General features: G+C 67.1%; 19 protein-coding genes. 10 read left to right on the plus strand and 9 right to left on the minus strand.

Annotation, left to right across the window (positions count from 1 at the left end):
• Window positions 1–277 precede the first annotated feature (277 nt).
• Both ACBJ59_RS60340 and ACBJ59_RS60345 read left to right on the plus strand, forming a co-directional pair.
• Complete coding sequence (locus tag ACBJ59_RS60340) at window positions 278–3,427, plus strand: DEAD/DEAH box helicase (protein ID WP_375118947.1); 3,150 nt, start codon at window positions 278–280, stop codon at window positions 3,425–3,427.
• Window positions 3,428–3,452: 25 nt separating this feature from the next.
• Complete coding sequence (locus ACBJ59_RS60345) at window positions 3,453–4,031, plus strand: restriction endonuclease (RefSeq protein WP_375118948.1); 579 nt, start codon at window positions 3,453–3,455, stop codon at window positions 4,029–4,031.
• Window positions 4,032–4,314: 283 nt separating this feature from the next.
• On the opposite strand, the gene ACBJ59_RS60350 is transcribed toward ACBJ59_RS60345, so the two are convergent.
• The 3 genes from ACBJ59_RS60350 to ACBJ59_RS60360 all read right to left on the minus strand — a co-directional run bounded on the left by ACBJ59_RS60350 (window position 4,315) and on the right by ACBJ59_RS60360 (window position 7,769).
• Entirely contained in the window at window positions 4,315–5,415 is a 1,101-nt protein-coding gene (locus ACBJ59_RS60350) for an integrase core domain-containing protein (protein WP_375118949.1), read from the minus strand.
• Window positions 5,416–5,652: 237 nt separating this feature from the next.
• Complete coding sequence (locus ACBJ59_RS60355) at window positions 5,653–6,027, minus strand: tyrosine-type recombinase/integrase (RefSeq protein WP_375118987.1); 375 nt, start codon at window positions 6,025–6,027, stop codon at window positions 5,653–5,655.
• A 560-nt stretch (window positions 6,028–6,587) separates the two neighbouring features.
• The gene (locus ACBJ59_RS60360; protein WP_375118950.1) at window positions 6,588–7,769 is read right to left on the minus strand and encodes a tetratricopeptide repeat protein; all 1,182 of its coding nucleotides are present in this window, start codon (window positions 7,767–7,769) and stop codon (window positions 6,588–6,590) included.
• A 333-nt stretch (window positions 7,770–8,102) separates the two neighbouring features.
• Here ACBJ59_RS60360 and ACBJ59_RS60365 point away from each other — a divergent pair, with 333 nt between their 5' ends.
• The 5 genes from ACBJ59_RS60365 (at window position 8,103) to ACBJ59_RS60385 (ending at window position 14,088) form a co-directional block, all read left to right on the plus strand.
• Entirely contained in the window at window positions 8,103–11,003 is a 2,901-nt protein-coding gene (locus tag ACBJ59_RS60365; RefSeq protein WP_375118951.1) for a CHAT domain-containing protein, read from the plus strand.
• Window positions 10,993–11,403, plus strand: coding sequence for a hypothetical protein (locus tag ACBJ59_RS60370; protein WP_375118952.1), 411 nt, complete (start codon window positions 10,993–10,995; stop codon window positions 11,401–11,403). Before ACBJ59_RS60365 ends, ACBJ59_RS60370 begins: the two co-directional genes overlap by 11 nt.
• Window positions 11,400–12,401, plus strand: coding sequence for a hypothetical protein (locus ACBJ59_RS60375; protein ID WP_375118953.1), 1,002 nt, complete (start codon window positions 11,400–11,402; stop codon window positions 12,399–12,401). The genes ACBJ59_RS60370 and ACBJ59_RS60375 overlap by 4 nt, the downstream gene beginning before the upstream one ends.
• A complete protein-coding gene (locus ACBJ59_RS60380; protein WP_375118954.1) occupies window positions 12,376–13,230 on the plus strand; it encodes a helix-turn-helix domain-containing protein in 855 nt (284 codons plus the stop codon). The genes ACBJ59_RS60375 and ACBJ59_RS60380 overlap by 26 nt, the downstream gene beginning before the upstream one ends.
• 384 nt (window positions 13,231–13,614) lie before the next feature.
• The gene (locus ACBJ59_RS60385) at window positions 13,615–14,088 is read left to right on the plus strand and encodes a recombinase family protein (protein ID WP_375118955.1); all 474 of its coding nucleotides are present in this window, start codon (window positions 13,615–13,617) and stop codon (window positions 14,086–14,088) included.
• Between the two features lie 132 nt (window positions 14,089–14,220).
• On the opposite strand, the gene ACBJ59_RS60390 is transcribed toward ACBJ59_RS60385, so the two are convergent.
• From ACBJ59_RS60390 to ACBJ59_RS60410, 5 genes are all read right to left on the minus strand, one after another.
• The gene (locus ACBJ59_RS60390) at window positions 14,221–14,955 is read right to left on the minus strand and encodes a GNAT family N-acetyltransferase (protein ID WP_375118956.1); all 735 of its coding nucleotides are present in this window, start codon (window positions 14,953–14,955) and stop codon (window positions 14,221–14,223) included.
• A 222-nt stretch (window positions 14,956–15,177) separates the two neighbouring features.
• Window positions 15,178–15,420, minus strand: a complete 243-nt coding sequence (locus ACBJ59_RS60395) for a hypothetical protein (RefSeq protein ID WP_375118957.1) — start codon at window positions 15,418–15,420, stop codon at window positions 15,178–15,180.
• The gene (locus ACBJ59_RS60400) at window positions 15,417–15,662 is read right to left on the minus strand and encodes an LLM class flavin-dependent oxidoreductase (protein WP_375118958.1); all 246 of its coding nucleotides are present in this window, start codon (window positions 15,660–15,662) and stop codon (window positions 15,417–15,419) included. Before ACBJ59_RS60400 ends, ACBJ59_RS60395 begins: the two co-directional genes overlap by 4 nt.
• A 231-nt stretch (window positions 15,663–15,893) precedes the next feature.
• Window positions 15,894–16,553, minus strand: a complete 660-nt coding sequence (locus ACBJ59_RS60405; protein ID WP_375118959.1) for a hemerythrin domain-containing protein — start codon at window positions 16,551–16,553, stop codon at window positions 15,894–15,896.
• A 249-nt stretch (window positions 16,554–16,802) separates the two neighbouring features.
• Window positions 16,803–17,666 carry an oxidoreductase gene (locus ACBJ59_RS60410; RefSeq protein ID WP_375118960.1) on the minus strand — a complete coding sequence of 288 codons (864 nt, stop codon included), beginning with the start codon at window positions 17,664–17,666 and terminating at the stop codon, window positions 16,803–16,805.
• Window positions 17,667–17,786: 120 nt separating this feature from the next.
• Between ACBJ59_RS60410 and ACBJ59_RS60415 the strand changes: the two genes are divergently transcribed.
• The 3 genes from ACBJ59_RS60415 to ACBJ59_RS60425 all read left to right on the plus strand — a co-directional run bounded on the left by ACBJ59_RS60415 (window position 17,787) and on the right by ACBJ59_RS60425 (window position 20,207).
• A complete protein-coding gene (locus tag ACBJ59_RS60415) occupies window positions 17,787–18,431 on the plus strand; it encodes a TetR family transcriptional regulator (RefSeq protein WP_375118961.1) in 645 nt (214 codons plus the stop codon).
• A gap of 108 nt (window positions 18,432–18,539) precedes the next feature.
• Complete coding sequence (locus tag ACBJ59_RS60420; protein WP_375118962.1) at window positions 18,540–19,379, plus strand: patatin-like phospholipase family protein; 840 nt, start codon at window positions 18,540–18,542, stop codon at window positions 19,377–19,379.
• Between the two features lie 291 nt (window positions 19,380–19,670).
• On the plus strand, window positions 19,671–20,207 hold the full coding sequence (locus ACBJ59_RS60425; RefSeq protein ID WP_375118963.1) for a WD40 repeat domain-containing protein: 537 nt from the start codon (window positions 19,671–19,673) through the stop codon (window positions 20,205–20,207).
• Between the two features lie 424 nt (window positions 20,208–20,631).
• Here the strand turns inward: ACBJ59_RS60425 and ACBJ59_RS60430 are convergent, their stop codons facing one another.
• The gene (locus tag ACBJ59_RS60430) at window positions 20,632–21,297 is read right to left on the minus strand and encodes a helix-turn-helix domain-containing protein (RefSeq protein WP_375118964.1); all 666 of its coding nucleotides are present in this window, start codon (window positions 21,295–21,297) and stop codon (window positions 20,632–20,634) included.
• Window positions 21,298–21,405: the final 108 nt, after the last annotated feature.

The following is a 21,405-nucleotide window of genomic DNA, read 5'->3' on the forward strand; positions in this document are numbered from 1 at the left end:
GCCGCCCATCCGAGCGCCTCGGGCGGCACACTACGGCACACCGAGCGAACGAACAGGATGATCAGGCGGAAACCTCCGCCACACCGAACCCATTACTCAGGACGATCAAGGCGTGAGTCATCGAGGCTGGTATTGATTTCGCCTGCACCTGCTACGCTCTTTTGCTACCGCTCGACTCGTGTGCCCCCGGCTGGTTGGGAAAAGGCGCTATGGGGCGCGGCCGAGCACAGCTTCTGCGGAAAACGGCACAAGTTACTTTCACATCGTGAGGGGTTGAATGCCGGGCAACCCGGCCGTAGCTTCGGCGCGGAACTTTCATGGTCTGTTCATAGGTATCAACCGCTACCGGTCCAAGTCGGTGCGGCGGCTGGCTTCGGCAGCACGTGACGCGAAGGCGCTGCACGCCGTCTTCTCCGACAACCTTGGTGACTCCAACACCACGTTGCTGGCAGACCGGGACGCTACCCGCGACGCTGTCGTGGCCGCCCTCGTGGATCTTCAGACCCGCAGCACGCCCGAGGATGTCGTAGTCGTCTCGTTCTCCGGACACGGCAGTACGACCCACGAACTGGTCACTCACGACGCCGACCCGGACAACCTGCCCTCGACGTCGTTGCCGCTTGACCAGTTCACGGAGCTGGTGAGCGCGATCCCGGCCCGGCAACTGGTCGTGATCCTGGACTGCTGCTTCGCCGGAGGCGCAGGTGCCAAGGTGCTCAATGCCCCGTTGGCGCCGCGTGGCGGCGTGGCCGGCTTGCCGGAGTCGACGGATGCACGGCTGGAGCGGATGGCAGGGACCGGGCGGCTGATCCTCGCTGCGGCGACCGGCGAGCAGGAAGCGTGGGAAGACCCCCACCTGGGACACGGCCTGCTCACATACCACCTGCTGCAGGCCTTGCTGGGCGCGGCGGCCGGAGATGGCGGGCAGGTTCGCCTCTACGACCTGCTGGCGTTCGTGACCCGTGAGGTCAAGGCGAAGGCGTCCGGAACGGTGGCCGCCGAGCAGGACCCGTGCCTGCGGGGTCAGATGGACGGAGAGATTCGGTGGCCGGTCTTCACCGACACCGGCCCGCTCTACTCGGCGCAGTTCCCGTCGTCCGTGCGCGCTCCGGTCACCCGTGACCTCGCAAGCCTGCGCGGGCACGGCATCCCTCAGGTGGTGCTGGATGCCTGGGCGGCGCGTATCGAGGAGCTCAATGACCTTCAGATCGACACGATCAATCAAGGGCGTCTACTCGCCGGGGCGAACGTCCTGGTGACGGCTCCTACGTCCTCCGGCAAGACCTTGATCGGGGAACTCGCCGCTATCCGTGCCGCCCAGATGGGCGGCCGGTCGGTGTTCCTGCTGCCGACGCGCGCGCTGGTCAACGAGCAGTACGCGAGGTTCTCGCGCACCTACGGGCCGACCGGGTTGCAGACCATCCGGGCCACCGGGGAAACCGCCGACGATGTGCCGGCGCTCCTGCAGGGGCAGTTCGACCTGGCCGTGCTGACCTACGAGAAGTTCGCGGGTTTGGCTCTGGGCAATCCACATCTGCTGAAGCTGCTCTCCGTCATCGTCATCGACGAGGTCCAGACGATCGTCGACCCTGGCCGTGGCGCCTACCTCGAGTTCCTCCTCACTGTGCTCAAGGCGCGCCGTCCCGAAGGTGTCACACCGCAGGTTGTCGCGCTGTCCGCGGTGCTCGGCGATCTCGGCGGCCTCGACAGCTGGCTCGATGTGAACGTCATCGTCCGGACCGGTCGGCCCATCCCGCTGCTCGAAGGGGTGCTCGGTCCCGATGGGATCTACCGGCACGTCGACGCCGACGGCGAGGAAGCATCTGAGCAGCTCATCCCGCCGCCCAGATGGACGCGGAGCAACCAAGACCTGATCATTCCGCTGGTGCGCAAGCTGGTGGATCAGGGGCAACAGATCATCATCTTCCGGAGCACTCGCGGAGCGACCCGCGGCTGCGCTCGGTATCTTGCACGGAGCCTCGGCCTGCCCGAGGCGAATGCGGCACTGGAGAGCCTGGCGGGCGCCGACCCGAGCGCCGTGCTGGCGGACCTGCGGCAATGCCTCGCTGGCGGGGTTGCCTTCCACATCTCGGACCTGGCCCGGGACGAAAAGATCGCCATCGAGGATCAGTTCCGTGCCCCGGACAGCGGCATCCGGGTACTGGTATGTACGACGACCCTGGCCCAGGGGGTCAACCTCCCCGCCGAGACTGTGATCATCGTGGAGCTGGACCACCCGACAGGGCCCACCCAGACAGCTCCGTACTCGGTCGCCGAGTACAAGAACATCGCCGGCCGAGCTGGCCGGCTGGGGCTGACTGACAGAGGCCGCGCTGTCCTGATCGCGGGCGGCGGCATCGACGGCGACCGCCGCTGGCGGGACTACGTGCTCGGCAAGCCCGAGAACCTGCGGTCTCAGCTTCTGGATCCGGGGCAGGATATCGCGACGTTGCTGTTGCGCGTCGTAGCGGCCGCCTCACGACGGGAGGGTGTGACGGGCCTGAGCGAGCCCGACGTCATCGCGTACCTGTCCAACAGCTTCGCCGCACACCAGCAGCGGCTTGCGGGCGCCCCGGATCCGTTCCCCGCCGCCACCGTGTCCGCCGTCCTGGACGATCTCGTCCGTGCCGGGCTGCTGTCATCCGATCCGTCCGGGATCGAGCTGACCGAGCTCGGAACTTACGTCTCACAGAGCGGTCTGCGGGTCTCGTCTGCCGCGCGGGTCGCCCGAGCGCTGCGGGCGGTGCACCCTACCGCACTGAATCGCGTCACCATCGTCGCCGCGGCCCAGCTGACCGACGAGACGGCCACTGCCCGTCCTCCCGTCAACGGAAGAGGATGGCAAAAGGAGCAGACGACCTATCTCGGCGAGTTGCAGCGCCACCGTCTTGCCGGCCCCGTGCTGGCGGCCCTGCCCGGCCCGGATCGCAAAACCGCCGCCGAGCGAGCGAAACGGGCGGTGGCCTGCATGATGTGGATGGCCGGCGTTCCGATCGGCCACATCGAGCGGCAGCTCACGGTGCACCTGCCAGCGAAGGACGCAGCTGGCGTCACCCGGACTTCCGCAGACCGCACGCAAAGCGTCGTCAGCACCGTCATCGATATCGCCCGGTGCCTGCATCCCGATGCCCGCCTCGACGACCTAGCCCGCCTTCTGCCGGTCCAGCTCGAATTCGGCATCCCGCCCGAGCTGGTACCGCTGGCCCAGCATGCCGGTGCCTCACTGGACCGGGCGGACTACCTGCGGCTCGCCTCCCAGCCGCTCACCGATCCGGCCGCGATCCTCGATGCCGACGATGACCTTCTGCTCTCGTGCCTCAACGGCAACAACAGCAAGATCAAGGCACTGCGGCGCGCTGCTAGCGCTGCGCTTGACGGCGACGACAGCACCGACTTCGCCGACCTGCTGCTGGCCTCCACCGACTAACTTCGCACCGAGAGCGAGCAACATCATGAGCGACGATTCCGCGACCACGACCGCGGCTTCCGCAGCGGGCGAGGAAGATCACTGGCCGTCGTTCGACATCACGCCCAAGGCATACGAGGAAGCGGTCGCCGCGATCGCTAAGTCGATGGACCTGGACCTGGTCGGCTGGGAGGTCAAACACCTCGACCCGATCGAAGGGCTGGACGGGACCTACATCATGGACGTCACAGCACGCTTCCAGCTGGCGGGCATGGACTTCCTCATCCTGTTCGAGTGCAAGCGTCACAAAGACCCCGTCAAACGGTCCGACGTCCAGGTGCTGCTCACCAAACTCCAGTCCACCGGCGCTCAGAAGGGCGTCGTGGTGGCCGCCACCGGATTCCAGAGCGGTGCCCTCGAGTTCGCCAAGGCCCACGGCATCGCCTGCGTCCGCCTGGTCGACAACGCCTGGACCTACATCACCCGCCACACCGCAACGACACCGCCCGTGCTCACCGGCGCGTACTCCGGCTACGCGATGACGCCCGACAGCGACGGGGACTACGACTTCACTCTGCTTACCGGCAACTCCGACAACACACACTCGGCGTTGATCACCCCCTGAGTCCAAGGCGAAGGTCCGGGGCGAGAACCCGAGGGCAGATCAGCCAGCGCTTGCCGCGCCTCGGGCTTGGCTGGTTCGTTCGCCGTGGTCAGCAGTATCGCTGCCGGGGTAAGCATCCGCGTGTACGCCGAGCCAGCAACCACCTCGAAGAGATCGCCCTCACCGACCGATATCAAATAGCATCACGTACTGCTCTGCCCAGGTTGTGGAGACGATGAGAGGAAAGGATCCTCTTCATAACTGCGTTCGACCCTGCGCCTGCCGAAAACTCCATCCATGCAGATCAAGCGGCATGTGAGTATTCGTGGAGGACGCCGCCGAGCCGGTCTCGTCGGCGTACGTTCAGGTCGATGATTCGCTCGGGGTCCGTGATCGGGTCGGGGGCGGGACGAAGCGGCGCTGCTTGGTCCAGGGCTTGATGGGCCCGGTGCTGGTTGTAGAAGTGTTCGTATTCGCGTAGGGCGTGCCGCAGGTGGTGTTCGTTCCATATGAGGCAGCGGTCAAGAAGCTCGTGGCGACACGATTGCACCCACCGCTCCATGATCGAGTTCATTCGCGGCATCCGAATACCGGTGAGCACCGTCTTGATGCCGACCTCGGCGAGAATCTCGTCCACGAGCGCCGGGAACTTCCCATCCCGATCGCGGAGCAGAAAGCGCGCCCGGCAGCCAGCATCATCCAGATCCATCACCAGATTCCTTATCGTCTGGATAACCCAGCTCGCGCTTGGATGAGCCGTGGTGCCCAGCACACGGACGCGCCTGGTGGCATGCTCGATGACCGCCAGGATGTACTGGCGCTGCCCATTCAAGGTGATGGTCTCGATGAAGTCGGCGGCCAGCATGGCGTCGGCTTGCGAGCGCAGGAAATCGGCCCACGTGGTGGACGCCCGCTCGGGCGCCGGGTCAACATCTGCCTGCTTGAGGATCTCCCACACCGTGGACGGGGCGACCTTGATGCCCAGCGTGGTGAGCTCACCGTGGACCCTCCGATAGCCCCAGCCGGGGTTCTCCCGAACCAGGCGCAGAATGAGAGCGCGAATGGAGCGAACCGTGGGCGGGCGCCCACGCCGCTTCGGCCGGCAGGTACGGGCATGACGCCGTTGCATCAGATCGCGATGCCAGCGCAGGACGGTGTCCGGTTGGATGAGCAGCCGCAGCCGGCGCAGGACCTCGCGGGGCAGCGATGTCAGGAGAGCGGCGAGAAAGGCCCGGTCCTCAGGCGCGAACCTCACTCTGGTGTCAGCGCCGAGTTGGCGTTCAAGGACGGTGATCTGGTGGCGCAGGGCAAGGATCTCCACGTCCTTGTCCCGATCGCTCACGGGTAGCAACCGCAGTGCGGCGAAAGCGTTCGTGACGGTGAGGTAGGCCAGGCGAAGGAGCACGGCCGATCATCCTGCCGCACTTGGTTCCGTCGCCTGGGTGGTCGGAGATCGCGCCGCCACGCGAAGCCCTCGCAGAGCCATGACCTGGGCGGATGCAATAATCGGCAACCGCAGTGTTCGCCGACAACCACGCGGTCCAGATCTCAGCCTGCGCCGGTGCCAGCGCTCCCCGGACCGGCCCGCGCCCGTCCGGCTCGTCCTCCGGTCCGGGGAAGGCGAGCACGTTGCCTGGACCGCTCACGAACGGGACTGCCTTCTCCTGGCCGCCACCATCTCCACGGCCTCGCGCTTGTCGGAGTCGGTGACATGGGAGTACGGGTCCTGCGAGGTCACCGAGACGTGACCGGCGATCTCCTGCACGACCCGGCGATCCACCCCGGCCCGCCGGAGCCTGGTGATCGCCGAGTGGCGGAGCATGTGCGGTTGGGCCCGGAATCCGGCCTGCTTGGCCAGGTGGCAGAACAGCTCATAGGCCGCCCCGTACGACATGGCCTTACCCAGCGGCGCGTGGAACAGGTTCACGAACACCATGTCGCCGGCGTCCTCGACGATCTCGGCCCGCTCGAACTGGTAGTGCACATAGAGCTCGATCGTGACCTCGTCCACCGGGATCGCCCGGGTGTGGGTGCCGAAATTACGCCATCGCTCTCACCAGGTACTTTCATCGATCCTTCGATCACTACCTGAGCGATCGCTCAAATATGGTTGAGCAAACGCTTAAGCGACTTGAGCGATTGCTCAAACCCGGTCTGCTGCTCGCCTGGACTTCGCAGCTCAGACTGATGAACGGGATATTGGCACCCCACAGGCAAAAAGATGGAACAGGGCGGCCCGCGGGCCAGCTCCGTCTACGCCCACTTCGGCCTGCGCAAAGGCGATGGCACCGTACTCAACAACCCTGTGGGATCAAGCGAATCCGCAGAATCGGCGGCCCGGCTGGAGCGCGCGGGATTCCTCGAGAAAGATCCCTATGGCCGCACACGGATAAGCGCGACCGGGGGCGCCTTTCTGGACTCCTGAGTGCCGCCGACGGACTCGACACAGCTGAAGATCTGGTCGATCCAGCCGTGGACACCTGGGCCCGCCCGAAAATCGACGAAGCGAAGGCACGTTACGACAAAGCGCAAGCAGCATTCGACAAAGCACGACAGCACCGGCGGTAGGCGATCAGGTCATTCCTCCCGCTCGCCCTCCTGCTCTTCCAGCAATCGCGCGAGCAAGAGGTTGCGCTCTCCTTCCGCCTGATGATCCTGGCTCGACGCCGCCAGCTCCGCGGAGATCTCGGTCATCCGAATGATCTGCTGCTGCGCTTCCTGTGGCCGCCGCGGATTGAGCGCGATGAGCAAATGTCCGCGCGCACGCATCTCGGCTTCAAGATCGGAGATCTCTTCATACAGCTCGGCCGCGGCCTGCAGCGGGAGCAGGCATTGCTCCCACCGTCCCAGCTCCCTGAGCAGCACGCCCTGGGACAGGCGGAGCATACCAGCCCGCCTCTTGTCCCCCCCGGCCTCCGCCCGACCGGCGGCCTGGATGAGGACCTGCAGCGCCTCCCGCAGCTGATTCCCGCCGAAGTCGCGGCCGAGCCGGTGCGCGGCGCGGACGGCGATGTCCGCCTCTCCGGCCATGATGGCGTCGAGGAGCCAGCGGACAGCCTCCCCGTCCGGCTCCTCGGACATCTCCGCGAGATTGACCGCCGATCCGGGATGTCCCGCGTTAGCGGCTCGCTGGAACCATTCTCTGGCCTCCGCCGGATTCACCTCGCGCAGCGCCACGCCCAGGTTGTGGGCGGCCACCGGCACGATCTCGGTTTCCGCGCTCTGCGCAGCCTGCCGCCACCAGCTGATCGCCTCATCGGCGCGTCCCTGCCGCAACCGTACTTGCCCCAGGTTGAACGCGACCCCGCCGGCCTGCGGGTCATCGCTCAGCGCCAGCGGCTCCAGGACCTCCACGACCTCGTCCAACCGGCCGAGATCTTCGAGCAGGGACGCGAGGGCGAGCACGCTGTCGGCATTGCCGTCGTCAGCCGCCTTGCGCAGCCAGCCCAGCGCCTCGTCCGGCGCCGTCGAGGCCAGCAGCATACCCAGATTGTGGGCGGCGTCCCGGTCACCTCGTGCGGCGATGATCCGCCATAGCCGAGCCGCCTCGTTCGGGTCTGTGTCCTTTATCCGAAAGGCCCGATCGAACATTTCATCCCCGTCGTCGGCGGGCACCGAACCGATGACGGGCGTCTGGCGAATGATCCTGATTTTCTGGCTGTTTTCCAGATCTTGAATGGACCTCTCGCAGACTTCCAGCGACCACGCGACGATTTCCGGCCCAACCGTACCGTCTGTTACGCCTTCTGCGGGGAACACGGCGATATGAGACCGCACCAGATCGTCATCGTCAATGATGACCTCCAGTCGGTGACCGGCTCGGCAAAGTCGGCACCTGATTTCTACCCACATACGACGAGAGCCAGTTTCGCCAGTAGGCTGCCATTGGTGTCGCGAAAATGCACATTCGCCACGAATCGGCATAATTTTCACCTTGATCGCGATCCGACACGCCGAGACTACACTCTTGCGACACTAATTAAGCAGGTATGTACTGACTATCCCAGCTTTCCATGGAACAGACATCCAACCACATATGACACGATACTGTAGCTAGATATCGATTTCACGGCCGGTGACGAGGTGGCGAAGATGAGCGATTCGCGTGAGCGCGAGCTACGCGCGCTGACCGCTGCCGTGACGGCATTCCAGCGCAGCGGGAACCTCGGCGACGAGGTCAAGGCTCGGCAGAGGCGAGCCGGCAGACTCACGCTGTGGGAGCGATACGACGAGGCGGCCGAGGAGTTCGCCCGGCTCGCCGCATCCCAGCGACTGCTGGGGCTCCGGGTTGAGGTGGGGATTTCCGAACTGGCCTGTGCCGAGTCACTGAGCCGGGCCGGGAAACTCGACGAGAGCCTGGCGCACTTCTCCGCCGCCGCGGATTGTCTGGATCGCCACGGTTCCGTCGAGGAGCGAGCGGTCGCCCATGACGCCTGGCTGGCCACCGTGGCGCAGCAAGGCGACCGGGACACCATCGCGGCCAGATGTGAGGTGATACTCGAACTCGCCCCAGAGCGAGACGACCTCCCGCTTCTTCGAGCGGCGCGGCTGCGTGCGGTCTATCACAAGGCACGCCTGCTCGCCGCACCGGACGAGGAGGAGGACGTTGACCGGCTGTCCGCCGCGGAGCCGCTCGCCCGAGCCGTCATCGATGAGGTGGCCGACAACCCGGCCTTCGAGAGCCGGGCGATCGAAGGCCAGATGCGCATGATCATCGGCAGGGCCCGTCAGGAGCAGGGCGACTTAGCCGCTGCGTCGAGCGAGTTCGCCCTCGTCGCGGAGATCGGTCTCGAACAGGGCCTGTCCGAGATGAGCGACCTCGGGATGGAGTTCCTGGGACGGGCGCTTCGCGAGGTGCCCGACCTGGGCGTGGTCCGGTTCAGTGAACTGGCCGAACGACATCGCCGCGCCGGCCAGCGCCATGCCGAGGCGGTGTGCCGCTATCAGCGCGCGCAGTGCCTGGAACGCACGCGGATCTCGCCCTGGTCCCTGGAGGCCGCGATGGAACGCGCCAAGATCGGCACGGGGGAGGCCGAGCGGGCGGGCGAGATCTTCGACACGCTCGGCCTGGTCCGGAAGGCTGGGGACGCCTACTACCAGGCGGGCCATATGCTCAGCCAAGTCTGCGGATTCGAGGAGGACCAACGCCCCAGATGCGTCGAGATCCTCGAGACCGCCTCCCAGCGGTTCGCCGCCACGGAGGCATGGTGGGTCAAGGGGCTGGCCGAGCATCTCGCTGCCTTCGTCATCTTCATGCACCCGCCCATGCCGTCGGGCGAAGAGCGGTCCCTAGCCTACCTGCATCGGTCGATTGACTCCTTCCAGCGCGGCGATCGGCCGCTGGAGGAGGCCACGTCCCGGCTGGAGATCGCTGTGCAGATCGGCCTGCGTGGCGAGTGGACCGACGACTGGCTGGACGCGATCTTCACCTGGCTGCGGAGCCACGAGCTGGCCCGTAGCGCCACCCTGCTGGCACACCGCAGACAGGACGATGACCGGCGGACCGCACAGATGCTGACACTGGTGATCGGCCATCTGCAGGACGCCGCCGCCACCTGCGGCGGCCTCCGACGATGGCAGGAGGCGATCTGGGGAGCGGCTCAGGCTGTCAAAGGCCGCGCCTTCCTCGACCAGCAGGTTCAGCATGAGGCGTGGAGCCACCTGCTCGCCGTCGACCCGAGTTTGCGCGAGCTGACCGGTCAGGCCGAAATGGCGATGGTCGCACTGGAGCAAACCGAGTGGAATCTGCAGAGCGCGCTGTTCACCGGGGACATGGAGCGCGCTCAGCGCCTCGGCGAATCCCGTGACGCTGCCCAGCAGGCGCTGCGCACGTACGAACACGAGCAGCGCGAACGGCTGGACCAACTCACGCGCGACCAACCGGACGCGATGCAGCTGGTCAACAGTGAGCCGGTCGACCCGAGCGAGATCCAGGCAGTCCTCCGCCCGGGCGAGCTTTACCTGGAGTACCTCTGGCGGTACGGCCACCTGGTCCGATTCGCGATCACCGCGGATCGCTTCGACATCGCCGTACCGGATCCGAATCGGATGCCCTTCCTCACTTGGGTGCGGGAGGCGAGCAAGCTCGCCAGGCACGGCACCGAGGAGGGCATGGCCGCCAATCCTCTTTTCATGGATGCGCTGCTCGGTCCAATCCCGGCCAAGGTGAACACGTTGATCATCTGTCCTCAGGGTGAGCTGGCCGCCACGCCCTGGCACCTGCTGCCCTTCGAGGACACGACTGTGGGCGACCGATTCTCGACGTCGGTCGTCCCGGCCGCCGGGTCGTTCCTCCGGTTGCGCGGCAGCCCTCCCAGAGCGGCCGACGCGGGATATCTCGGCGTCGCTTACAACGCGCGGGCCCGTACCGACCTGTCGTATCTGCCCGGCGTGGACCGGGAGGTGACGATGATCGCCCAGCAGCATTTCGGCGACGATCGCGGGAGCTGTCTCACCTCAGCCGACTCCGACACCTTCCTCGGCCTGCGGCGCAGCGTCGAGCTGCTGCACGTGGCCAGTCACGCCAACCGCCACGGCCTGCACCTGAGCACTACGGTCACCCCCGTTGACTTGCTGGACCTGAAGATCAGGGCAGACATCCTGCTGCTCACCGGCTGCGAGGCGGGCGACTTCGCCGGCGAGGACACCAACGAGTTCCTCGGGATCGTTCGGCAGCTGCTGATCGTCACCCACGCCCGGGCGGCGATCGTGAGCATCGCCGCCGTCTCTGAGAAGGCCGCGCCCACTTTCAGCGATCTGGTGGTCGCGGCTCTGCTCGGCCATGCGCCGGCGGCGCCGGTCGCGCAGCCGGCCCGGTCGCTCGCGGTGGGCGCGGCGACGCGATGGGCCCGGCAGGAGCTCCGCAGGATGGTCACGTCCACGACCGGTTCCCGTGCCGACCCTCTGTGGTGGTCGCCGTGGTTCGTCGTCGGCGATCCCGCCGCCGTGCTCACTGCCCGCGTCGCCGATCCGGGAGGAACCCATGGACGATGACCTGCTGGAAGCCGCCCGGACCGTACGCCCCTACCTGCCGGACCTGATCGGGGACGCCGCCCCTCAGGTCGATCAGGAGATCTGCCGGTTGCTGGACGCCGCCCGGGCCGGCGCCGACGTCGCCTTCGAGCTCAACGCGACGCTGTCGCAGACCATGGCACTTCACCTCTGGAAGGAGGAGGTGCTGGCCGATGAGCTGCACCGCCCACCTGAGCTTCAGTCGCGCACCGTCCGCCGCTCGGCGGGACGCCCTTCGCCCGGAGACGGTGAGGACATCGACGCCACCAAGTATGTCTGCCCGGTCGAGCGCGACTACATCTGGTGGCGGCAGTCGCCGGGCGACCAGGTGAAGCTCTGCCCGGACCACGAGGTCCCCCTGGTGCGGGCCGACGGACGGTGATCGGCGACCTCTGGACCGGCGCGACCGGCAAGCTGACCGAGCGCCTGGTCTCAGCCTCGATCCCGGCCCTGGTCTTCTGGTGCGGCGGGCTGCTGGCCTGGATCGACGGGCGAGACGGGCTCGACGACCTGGCCGCTCTCGCCGGCCAGGTCGACCGCCAGCCCGCCGCCACCCAGTTCGCGATCCTATTCGCAATCATGGTGGCCATCGGCGCCTCGGCCATCCTCGTCCGCCGCTGCACCCTGCCCGTGCTGAGGCTGCTGGAAGGTTACTGGCCACGGCTCCCCGCCCCGCTGACGAGGCTGCACATGGCCGGAGTGAGTCGGGCAAGGAGGCAAGCAGGCAAGGACAGCGATCGATTCCAGGAGCTCATGGATCGCAGGGACGCCGGCGAGCTCACCCTGGTCGAGCGCACCGAGCTGATCCGGCTGGACCAGCGCGCCCGTCGCCGCCCCTCGTCCGACTGGCTCATGCCGACCCGCATCGGCAATATCCTGCGTGCCGCGGAGAGCCGCCCCGTGGACAAGTACGGATTGGACGTCGTTCAGGTCTGGCCCCATCTGTGGATGCTCCTCCCTGACACCGCTCGCCAGGAGTTGAGCAGCGCCAGGACCGCACTGGACTCGGCGGTCGGCGCGGGCATCTGGAGCCTTCTGTTCCTCGCGTTCGCGCCGTGGTCACTGTGGGCGATCCCGGTCGGCCTCGGCACAGCCTGGGCCGCGTGGCGGTTCTGGGCAGCCGACCGGGCGGTCATCTACGCGAACGTGGTCGAGGCCGTATTCGACCTCTACAGGACCGCCCTGTACGAGCAGCTACGCTGGCCGCTCCCCGCCACCCCGAACCAGGAACGCGCCGAGGGCCGCCGCATCACGACCTATCTTCTGCGCGGCTCCGACGCCGACCATCCGGTTTTTGGTACGCCGGCCGCCGAGAACGACTCTGCGCCTGCCGATAATCACATCCGCCCTGGTCATGACTCTGCGAAGGCTCCGCCTTGACGTACGCGAGCTCGCACCCGAGGACCGGGCCCTTCTCTCCCCTCTCCTGACCTCGCTGCCCCGCGAGGTCCTACGCCGGCTACGGCTCCTCGTCCGCCCGGACACCGTCCTACGCTGGCACCGCGATCTGATGCGACGGCGTTATGCCCGTACGTGCCAGCCGAAGCGGCCTGGCCGCCCACCCACGGTCCGCTCCATCCGCGCCCTCATTCTGCGCCTGGCCCGGGAGAACCCCGGCTGGGGCTATCGGCGGGTCCACGGTGAGCTCACCACGCTGGGCATCAAGGTGGCACCATCCACGGTCTGGGAGATCCTCAAGCAGGCAGATGTTGATCCGGCGCCCGAGCGGGCGTCCACCACATGGGCCGACTTCCTGCGCTCCCAAGCCAACGCCCTGCTGGCCTGCGACTTCATCGAGACCATCACCCTGAACGGACAGCGCCAATACATCCTGGCCGTCATCGAGCACACCACCGGGCGCATCCGGGTGCTCGGCACCACCGCGCACCCGAGCGCCGACTGGGTCACCCAGACGATCAGGAACCTGGTGATGGACCTGGAAGAGGCGGGCTGCCGGGCGCGCTATCTGATCCGAGACCGAGACGGGAAGTTCCCCGCCCTGATGGACGAGATCCTCACCGAAGCCGGCATCAAGACCGTAATCACCGGCATCCGGATACCGCGCATGAACTCGACTATGGAGTGGTGGGTGCAGTCGTGCCGCACGAACTTCTCGACCGCTGCCTCCTCTGGAACGAACGCCACCTACGGCACGCCCTACGCGAATACCAACGCTTCTACAACCAGCACCGAGCCCACCAAGCCCTGAGCCAAGCCGCCCCGCTACGCTGTGGGTGCCGAAAATTACGCCATCGCTCTGACCAGGTACTTTCATCGATCCTTCGATCACTACCTGAGCGATCGCTCAAATGTGGTTGAGCAAACGCTTAAGCGACTTGAGCGATTGCTCAAACCCGGTCTGCTGCTCGCCTGGACTTCGCAGCTCAGACTGATGAACGGGATATTGCACCCCACAGCCTCCGGATCCACCTCCGCAGAACCGACCCGGCCACTTGCCCTGCCGACCTCATCCTGATCTCCGGCAAGCTGATGTAGTTCCCACGCACGAAAGCAGATCGTCGAGGATCTCGCGGGGTGTTTCAGATCAAGGCGCACGCCCCCGCACTGCCGGGTCATCCTGACGGTGTATGAGATGAAACGGCTGGGCCGCGACGCCGCCGAACTCACCGCCCTGGCCGACCACCTGACCGCCCACGGCCTGGTTCTGGAGATGCTCGCCGGGCCACTGGCCGGCATCTACGACCCGGCCGGGCCAGGCCGGATGCTGTTCGCGTTCTTCGCCGCGATGGCCGAGACCGAACGCGAGAACATCCGCGAAGCCACCCTCGAAGGGCTCAACGCCGCTGCCCGCAAGGGAAACCATGGTGGCCGGCTGCCGGTCATCACCGACGACATGCTGCACAACGTGCTGCGCCGGCATGCAGGCGGTGAGTCCGTCGAGGACATCCGCTCCGACCTGATCATCCCCACCGGCAAGCGCAGAGGAAAGAACCCGAGCCTGGCCAGCATCTACCGCGCACTCGCCGACCACGCCAAGACGCAGGCCTACCCTGACGCCGTCGACCACGCCCACGCCGAGTTCGCCGCGCTCCCGACCAGGACCTGACACAAGCTCACCGCAGGTCAGCGATATCCGCCCGATTCCCGGCGAGTATTACGGCAACCCCAACTACCAGGACGCTGATCGGCGGACAGGCGGCTGGCGCAACCAGCAGGCAGCGGGCTTGCACCGCAGGTGTCAGGCGGGCAGTGTGAAAAGCCGGTACTCGAACACCCTCGCGAATCCGAAACGCCGGTACAGCGGCTCGCCTGCCGGACTGGCAAGGAGGGCGGCCAGGCCCATCCCGCGCTCCTGTCCGGTCCGCAGCGCCGCTGCGGTCAGTGCCGCCCCGATGCCCCGTCGGCGGTGCTGCTCGGCGACGTGGACGAGGAAGATCCCGGCGACTCCGTGTGCCATGACGACCACCGTCGTCCCGACCACGCGCCCCTCGACAATGGCGGCGAGCCGCACGATGTCGGCGTTGTCCGGGTGCTGGGCCTCGATCCGCACGATGCCCGGCTCCACGCCGGGCGTGACGCCCATGGAGGTGCTGTAGACCACGACCAGCTCTGCAAGCCGGCCGCCCGCCTCGGCTGCCTCGATACTCAGGCCAGGGGAGGGCCCTTCCAGGTCGGCGACGTGGTCCAGCGGCCTGGTCATCAGCGGGAGCACCCCGAACCGTACCGCCCCACGGGCGACGAGGGCGGTGGAGGTGCCCGCGGGACTGTCCGGACCGACCCACCACCACCAGGGGACGCCTGCCAACCGAACCCGCGCGGTCGCCACGGCCTGGTCGATCAGGTCCAGGGACCGCACCCGCACCACACCATTGAACTGCGGTTGCGCGAGCCCGCTGCGGTAGTACTCGAGGTCACCTGTCGACCGATCCGCCTGACCCCAGCCCACGAGGTACTGCCGGAAGTTCGCAGTCACCCGCGACATCTCAGCGCTCGGAGCGCCGGCCCGTTCCATATGTCGGTGATCTCCATATCCCGGGCGCCGACAATCTGTCTTTTACGGACCCGGCTCGTTTGCGTGATGGTGTCCTGTGTCTGTCCAGCCGACGTGCCGGGCCCGTAACCGTGCTCTGCCATTGCCGCCCCGGCCGCCGAACAGAGGCGCGGAGCGGTGGTCAGCCACGCTCGATGAGCGACATCATCTAGGTGACGAGTTCGAGCGAGGCGTCGACGTGGGGCAGGGACATGGCTTCGACCATGAAGTGCTGTTGCCGGTGTGTTCGGCCAGCGACTTGATGGTGACGGCGACCTCAGCTGGCGAGGCGCTTTCGGCGGTGTCGACGCGCATCACCGCGTCGATCCGCGACGGGTCGCGTCCCGCTGCGGTGGCGAACCGGTCGATGTACATACGTTGTTCCAGCACCGTATCGGCGTCCGTCAAGCCCAGCACCGTGCACGCCGGCAGCCAGCCGTCGGCTCGCTCTCCCACACGTTGGAGAGCGCACCGAAGCCCGCGATCAGACGCCCGCCACTGACCGGGCCGATCGTGGTCAGCCCGCGGGCCAACGGCACGGGCGCGTAGATGGGCGCGATCAGGGCGTGGCTGAACACCGACACCCGTTCGGTGGCCGCGGCCGCGACACCGAGCAGCACGAAGGGGTCCGCGGCGGTCCGGTATTCCACCGGGATCGTGGTGTCGCCGGAGCTGCGATCCCGACCGGCGGGTTCACGGCGGCGACGTTGCGGTCCCCTACCCAGAGGCTCGCTGCCCCAGCGTCTTCCGGCACGCGGGCGAACTCCGCAATCCGGGCGACCTGATGAGCCACATGGTGCAGGTAGGGGAGCGGGAACCCGATCCTCATGGGAGTCCTTTGCCCAGCGGTGTCGGAAACGAGTCGTGGGCCGGCCTTCGGGTCAGGCGGTGGCCCGCGGCGGGGTGGCCGTGCCGTGGACCCGTTTGGCGTGCCTGGCGTACAGGCGCGGCGCAATGAACGGCATGAGCAAGCGAGCGGGAGCCGGCGCCTGGGCGAGGACCGCCCTGATGACCTCGGGATCGCCCTCGTACATCACCATGCCAAAGGCGAGCGGAAGGAGCTTCTTCGGCATCTCATCCATGCCGTGCTCACCGAGTTTGCGCCACTCGGCGGCGGTGACGTACTTCTCGGCCAGGGGGAGGATCCGCTCCTCCTCCATCACCATGTGCTCCAGCAGCGCGGCCAGCAGCCGGTCGAACACCGCGGCGAGTTCCTCCGTGCCGGTCGCGGTGGACCGCCATGCCACCAACAAGCGCATCGCCTCGGCGTTGGCGGACTCGATGGCGTCATGCTGCTTCTCCATGACGGGCACAATGGACTCGGCCTCCTCCCCGCCCCGCTCCTGGAGCAGGGGCCAGAGGACCACATCCTCACCCTCGTGGTGGAAGTGCAGCAGACCGCACATGAAGTCGGCGTGGGCGCCGACGGCCTCCGAACGCTGAGTGTCTCGGGGCTTGACGTCTCGCACGAGCTGGGGGAGCAGGCCGAACTCCCGGCGGATCATGGTGTGGGCCATGTACATGTCCCGCACATCAGCCATCGGCTCGTTGCTGTTCGTGTTCACTGGATCCTCGCTCTTTGTCGGAAATCTGCCGTCGCTGTCGCCGTCGGCAGGCGCGCAGAGGGTGGGGGCGCGACCCCACTGGTCTGATGTGCGTGACGCTGAGGGCGACCGCTCGCGCGGCAACGCGACGGCCCCTGGTCGCTCAGGCCGATGAACCCCACGGCCGGACGGCTGATCGATGTCGTGTCGGTCATGAGGTGCTCCTCAAGGGCCGGTCGGCGGAGCTCAGGCTCCGATAGCGTCGAGTTCGGTGATCGCGTCGGCGGGCAGGGTCAGTTCGGCGGCCTTGATGTTCTGCTCCAGGTGGGTGAGCTTCGAGGTGCCCGGGATCACCACGGAGGTGGCCGAGCGCTGCAGCAGCCAGGCCAGCGCGACCTGCTGCGGTGAGGCGCCCACCCGGGCGGCGACATCGCTGAGCGTGTCCGACTGGATGGGGCTGAAGCCGCCCAGTGGGAAGAACGAGGCGAAGGCGATGTTCTCCCGCGCGCAGCGCTCCAGAAGGGCGTCGTCCTGCCGGATGACCAGGTTGTAGAGGTTCTGGATCGCCACGACCGGGGCGATCTGCTGTGCCTCAGTGAGCTGGGTGTCCGAGGCGCCGGACAGGCCCAGGTGTTTGATCAGGCCCTCCTGGCGCAGCTCGGCGAGCGCGCCGAACTCATCCGAGATCGGGTCGTCGGTCGTGCCGTCGTGGTTGGGCAGCCGGAGGTAGACGACGTCGAGGACATCGCGGCCGAGGGTCTTGAGGTTGGAGTGGACCTGCTGCTTCAGCGACGCGGGCGTGATGTCGGGGATCCACGAGCCGTCCTGACCGCGCAGCGCGCCGACCTTGGTGAAGATGTGCACGCCCTCGGTGTAGGGGGCCAACGACTGCTTAATGATCTCGTTGGTCACGTGCGGGCCGTAGAAGTCGGAGGTGTCGATGTAGTTCACTCCACGTTCGACGGCGGCGCGGACCACGCGGACGGCCTCGTCGCGGTCCTGGGGCGGGCCGAAGACGTTCGGGCCGGCCAGTTGCATGGCGCCGTAGCCCATGCGGTTGACGGTCAGGCCGTCGGCCAGGGCAACGCTTCCAGCGGATGCTGCGGTCATGTCGTTTCCTTCCCTGTCGGTCGCTCTTCACCAGCGACTAACTAACCAGTTAGCCAGAGATTATGATGAAACTAACTGGTTAGTCAAGCTGGTAGAGTCGCCCGAAAAGGAGGCGCCAACATGAGCAAAGCGGAAGCGACGCGCGAACGGATCCTCGACGCCGCGTTGGAGGAGTTCTCCGCCTACGGGATCGCCGGCGCACGCGTCGACCGCATCGCGCGCAACGCCGGGTGCAACAAAAACCTGATCTACATCTACTTCGAGAACAAGGAGAAGCTGTTCACCACGGTGCTCCAACGCCATCTGGCGGACGTCAACCTGAAGATGCCGTTCACGCCCGCAGACCTCCCCGGCTTCGCCGGAAAGGTGTACGACTTCGCCATGGCACACCCGCAGATCATCAGGCTGCTCGCGTGGTCGACCCTCGACCAGAGCGCCCAGCTGCCACCATCCCGGGCGGGCTCCTTCCGAGACATGGCCGCGACCGTGGCCGACGCCCAGCGCGAAGGCCTGGTAAACCCCGCCTTCGCGCCCGAGTTCCTCGTGACGACGCTGATGGCGATCGCCACGTCCTGGTCGCCCGCGTTCCCGTTCGGCACGTCCACCAGGCAGCCGGATCCCGAGGTGCTGCGCGAGGACGTCGTCAAGGCGATCACCCTGTTGGTGCGACCCCATGCCGCCACCGAGGAAGGCACCGATCAGGCACACGCTTCCGGCACGCCCGAATCCGGCTCCGAGGCCCCGAACGAACGGCGACGCCGTTGAAGGAAACCGTCCGGTCCGAGCAAAGACCGTGCACAACCGCGGCAGAACCGGGGTGACGCATGACGATGCGGCATCGGAACAACACGTTGAATGGCTGAAGGAGAAGACATGACCGAGGCGTTGGTGCTGGGAGGCGGAGGTCCCGCGGGGATCGCGTGGATGACCGGCCTGCTGATCGGGCTGGCCGATGCGGGCCGGAACGTCACCGATGTCGAGGAGATCGTGGGGACGTCCGCGGGCTCGACCGTCGCGGCGCAACTGGGGAGCGGATTGAGCCTGCGGGAGCTCTACGCCCGGCAGATCGATCCCGAACTCCAGGCCTTCGAGATCATGGGGCAGGTCGACCTGCAGAACTTCGGCGCGGAACTCAAGGCCGTGCTGGAGGGCGCCGACGGCATCCAGCAGGTGCGGCGTGCGCTTGGCAGGTTCGCGCTCGACGCCGACACCGTGCCGGAGGCGGCGCGGCGCAGGGTGATCGAGTCCCGGCTGCCGTCGCACGAGTGGCCCTCCCACATGACGCTGAAACTCATCGCCGCGGACGCCGACAGCGGGGAGCCGCGGGTCTTCGACAACGCCTCCGGCGTCAGCCTGGTCGACGCCGTCCACGCGAGCTGTGCCGTGCCAGGCATGTGGCCGCCCGCGACGATCAACGGCCGCCGGTACGTCGATGGCGCCGTCCGCTCCAACACCAGCGCCGACCTCGCGGCGGGCGCGTCCCGCGTGCTGGTGATCGCGCCACTGGGCCACATGGAGCTGTTTCCCTGTGAGAAACCGCTGGCCGCGGCCATCGAGGAGCTGCGCGCGAACGGCACCAAGGTCGCGGTCGTCGAGCCCGACCCCGCCTCCCGCGCGGCTATCGGCACCAACCCGGCGGACCCTTCCACCCGTCGCCCGGCTGCCGAAGCGGGGCGCGCCCAGGGCCGTCAGCTGGAGATCGACTTGACGTGAGGCTCCCGGCCACAGGTCGCGGCGCCGGAAGGCCGCCGCCGCGATGCGCCACCGGATCCTCTCCCTGACGGAAGCACGCGCACGCACGGGTCACTGTTCCTGTCCGAACGCCGCCCCGTCCCGGCCCGCCGCCCGGCGCGCCGCCGACATCTGTCCGCACACCGGCCGCGCCAGCCTCGGCTACGACCGCGCCCGCGTCCTGCTGGACAAGTACGCCAGCCTCGACCTACACCAACTGCGCCACAGCGCCGCCACCCACCTCGGCGAGCCCGAAGTCCCGCTCAGCACATCATGGGCAAAACCCGGCACAAGAACCCCCGCACCGCCATGCGCTACGTCAAGCCCGGCGCCGAAGCCATCGCCAAGGTCACCGAGCATCTCGCCCCGCCGTCGACACTGAGGCTCCGTCGCGAGGCTGGCGACCCCGACGACAAATACCGGTCCAAGAATCACGACCTCAAACGATCCAAGTCACAGACTTCGGTTGCCAAAGCCGGGCGCTTCGCCGGCTTCACGCCCGGCTCCAAGGCGTACGCGACCGACAAGGACGGGGGCGTCCGCCTCTTCGACCTCGCGACCGGGAAGGCTCGCGCGACTTTGACCGCAACGGTGCGGGGCGATCTGGTGTTCAGCCCGGACGGCAACCTCATCGCCGCCGTGACGACGGAGGGCGAACCAGCTCTGTTCGATGCCGCAACTGGTCAGGGGCTCACGCCGCTGACCGGCCACACTGGCAAGGTCACCGACCTCGCGTTCACGGCGGACGGACAGGCGCTCTTCACCACCGGGACGGATAAAACGGTGCGAAAGTGGTACGTCAAGCGCTGATCATGGACAGAGGCCGGCCTAGTCGTTCAGGGGACGGCTCTGAGAGCGTCGATGATGGCTCCTGCCGAAACTACATCCATGCAGTTCAAGTGGCATGTCGGTATTTGCGAAGGACTCCGCCGAGACGATCTCCCCGAGTGGTAATGTCGAAGACGAGCAGCAGCGTTTGTCGGTCAGTTTGGACAGCGCTTACGGCGGTTGCTGGCAAGAAATGTCGGTGAGAAGGGGCAGCGCTTCGCGGCACCGAAGTCGTTGACGCCGCTTCATCCTCGGCGGCCGGATGGTCACGCACCATCGTCTCAGGTCAAGATCGTTCGTCCTGGCTTCGCCTCCGGGCGCTCCATCTTGACCTGCTCCTCTGGCACGCGAGATCGCCGCTGTCCGAGGAGCAGCGGAGTTTGGGGTGCCGATCCCTGCGGTCTGATCACGGCGGGAGGTCGCGCCAGCGTTCGGCCGACGCCAGAGCGTCCAGGCTGATCCGCTCCAGGAACGCACCACCCCTGGCCAGGCGGCGCCCCACGGGCGTGTCGAGCCCGAGCGTCTGCCCCGCCGCCTTCGTGATCTCCGCCGCCGCGAGCGTCTGCCGTGAGCTGATCACCGTCGAGTGGTACCAGGCGTCGTCGTCGACCACGTAGATGTCGCGCCGCCGCCGCGGATCGCGTTCGCGCCTGATCAGCCCCTGCTGGGTCAGGTAGCCCACGGCCATGGAGATCGAGGCGGGACTGACTTTCAGCCCGCGCGACAGCTCGGCCGCGGTGAGCCTGCCGTCCTCGCTCAGCCATAGGCCGATGAGCACGCGCGCCACCATTTTCGGCAGGCCCATCCCGACCGCCATCTCGACGGCTCCCTCTTCCACCTCGAGGACCTTGCGGTCCCGGGGCTCGGCCTCGGGCGAACGGGCCGGGCTGCGCCGCGCCCGCCGCGCTGCCGCCTGGTGCGCCCGCTCGGGGCGGTAGTCGCTGGGACCGCCGTTGCGGCCGATCTCACGGCTGATCGTCGATGTCGGCCGGTCCAGCCGCCTGGCGATCTCGGCGTAGGAGCGGCCTTCGGCGAGGCCGGTCGCGATGCGCCGGCGGTCCTGCTGAGTCAACCTTCCTTCTGACACCACACCACTATTGCGTTCGACACCACACAATGCAACGTTTCATTGCATTCAGCCTCACGGTCAACGCATCAATATATCGGACTTTACCTGCAT

The organism is Nonomuraea sp. MTCD27 (assembly GCF_041950495.1).
Lineage (GTDB): Bacteria > Actinomycetota > Actinomycetes > Streptosporangiales > Streptosporangiaceae > Nonomuraea.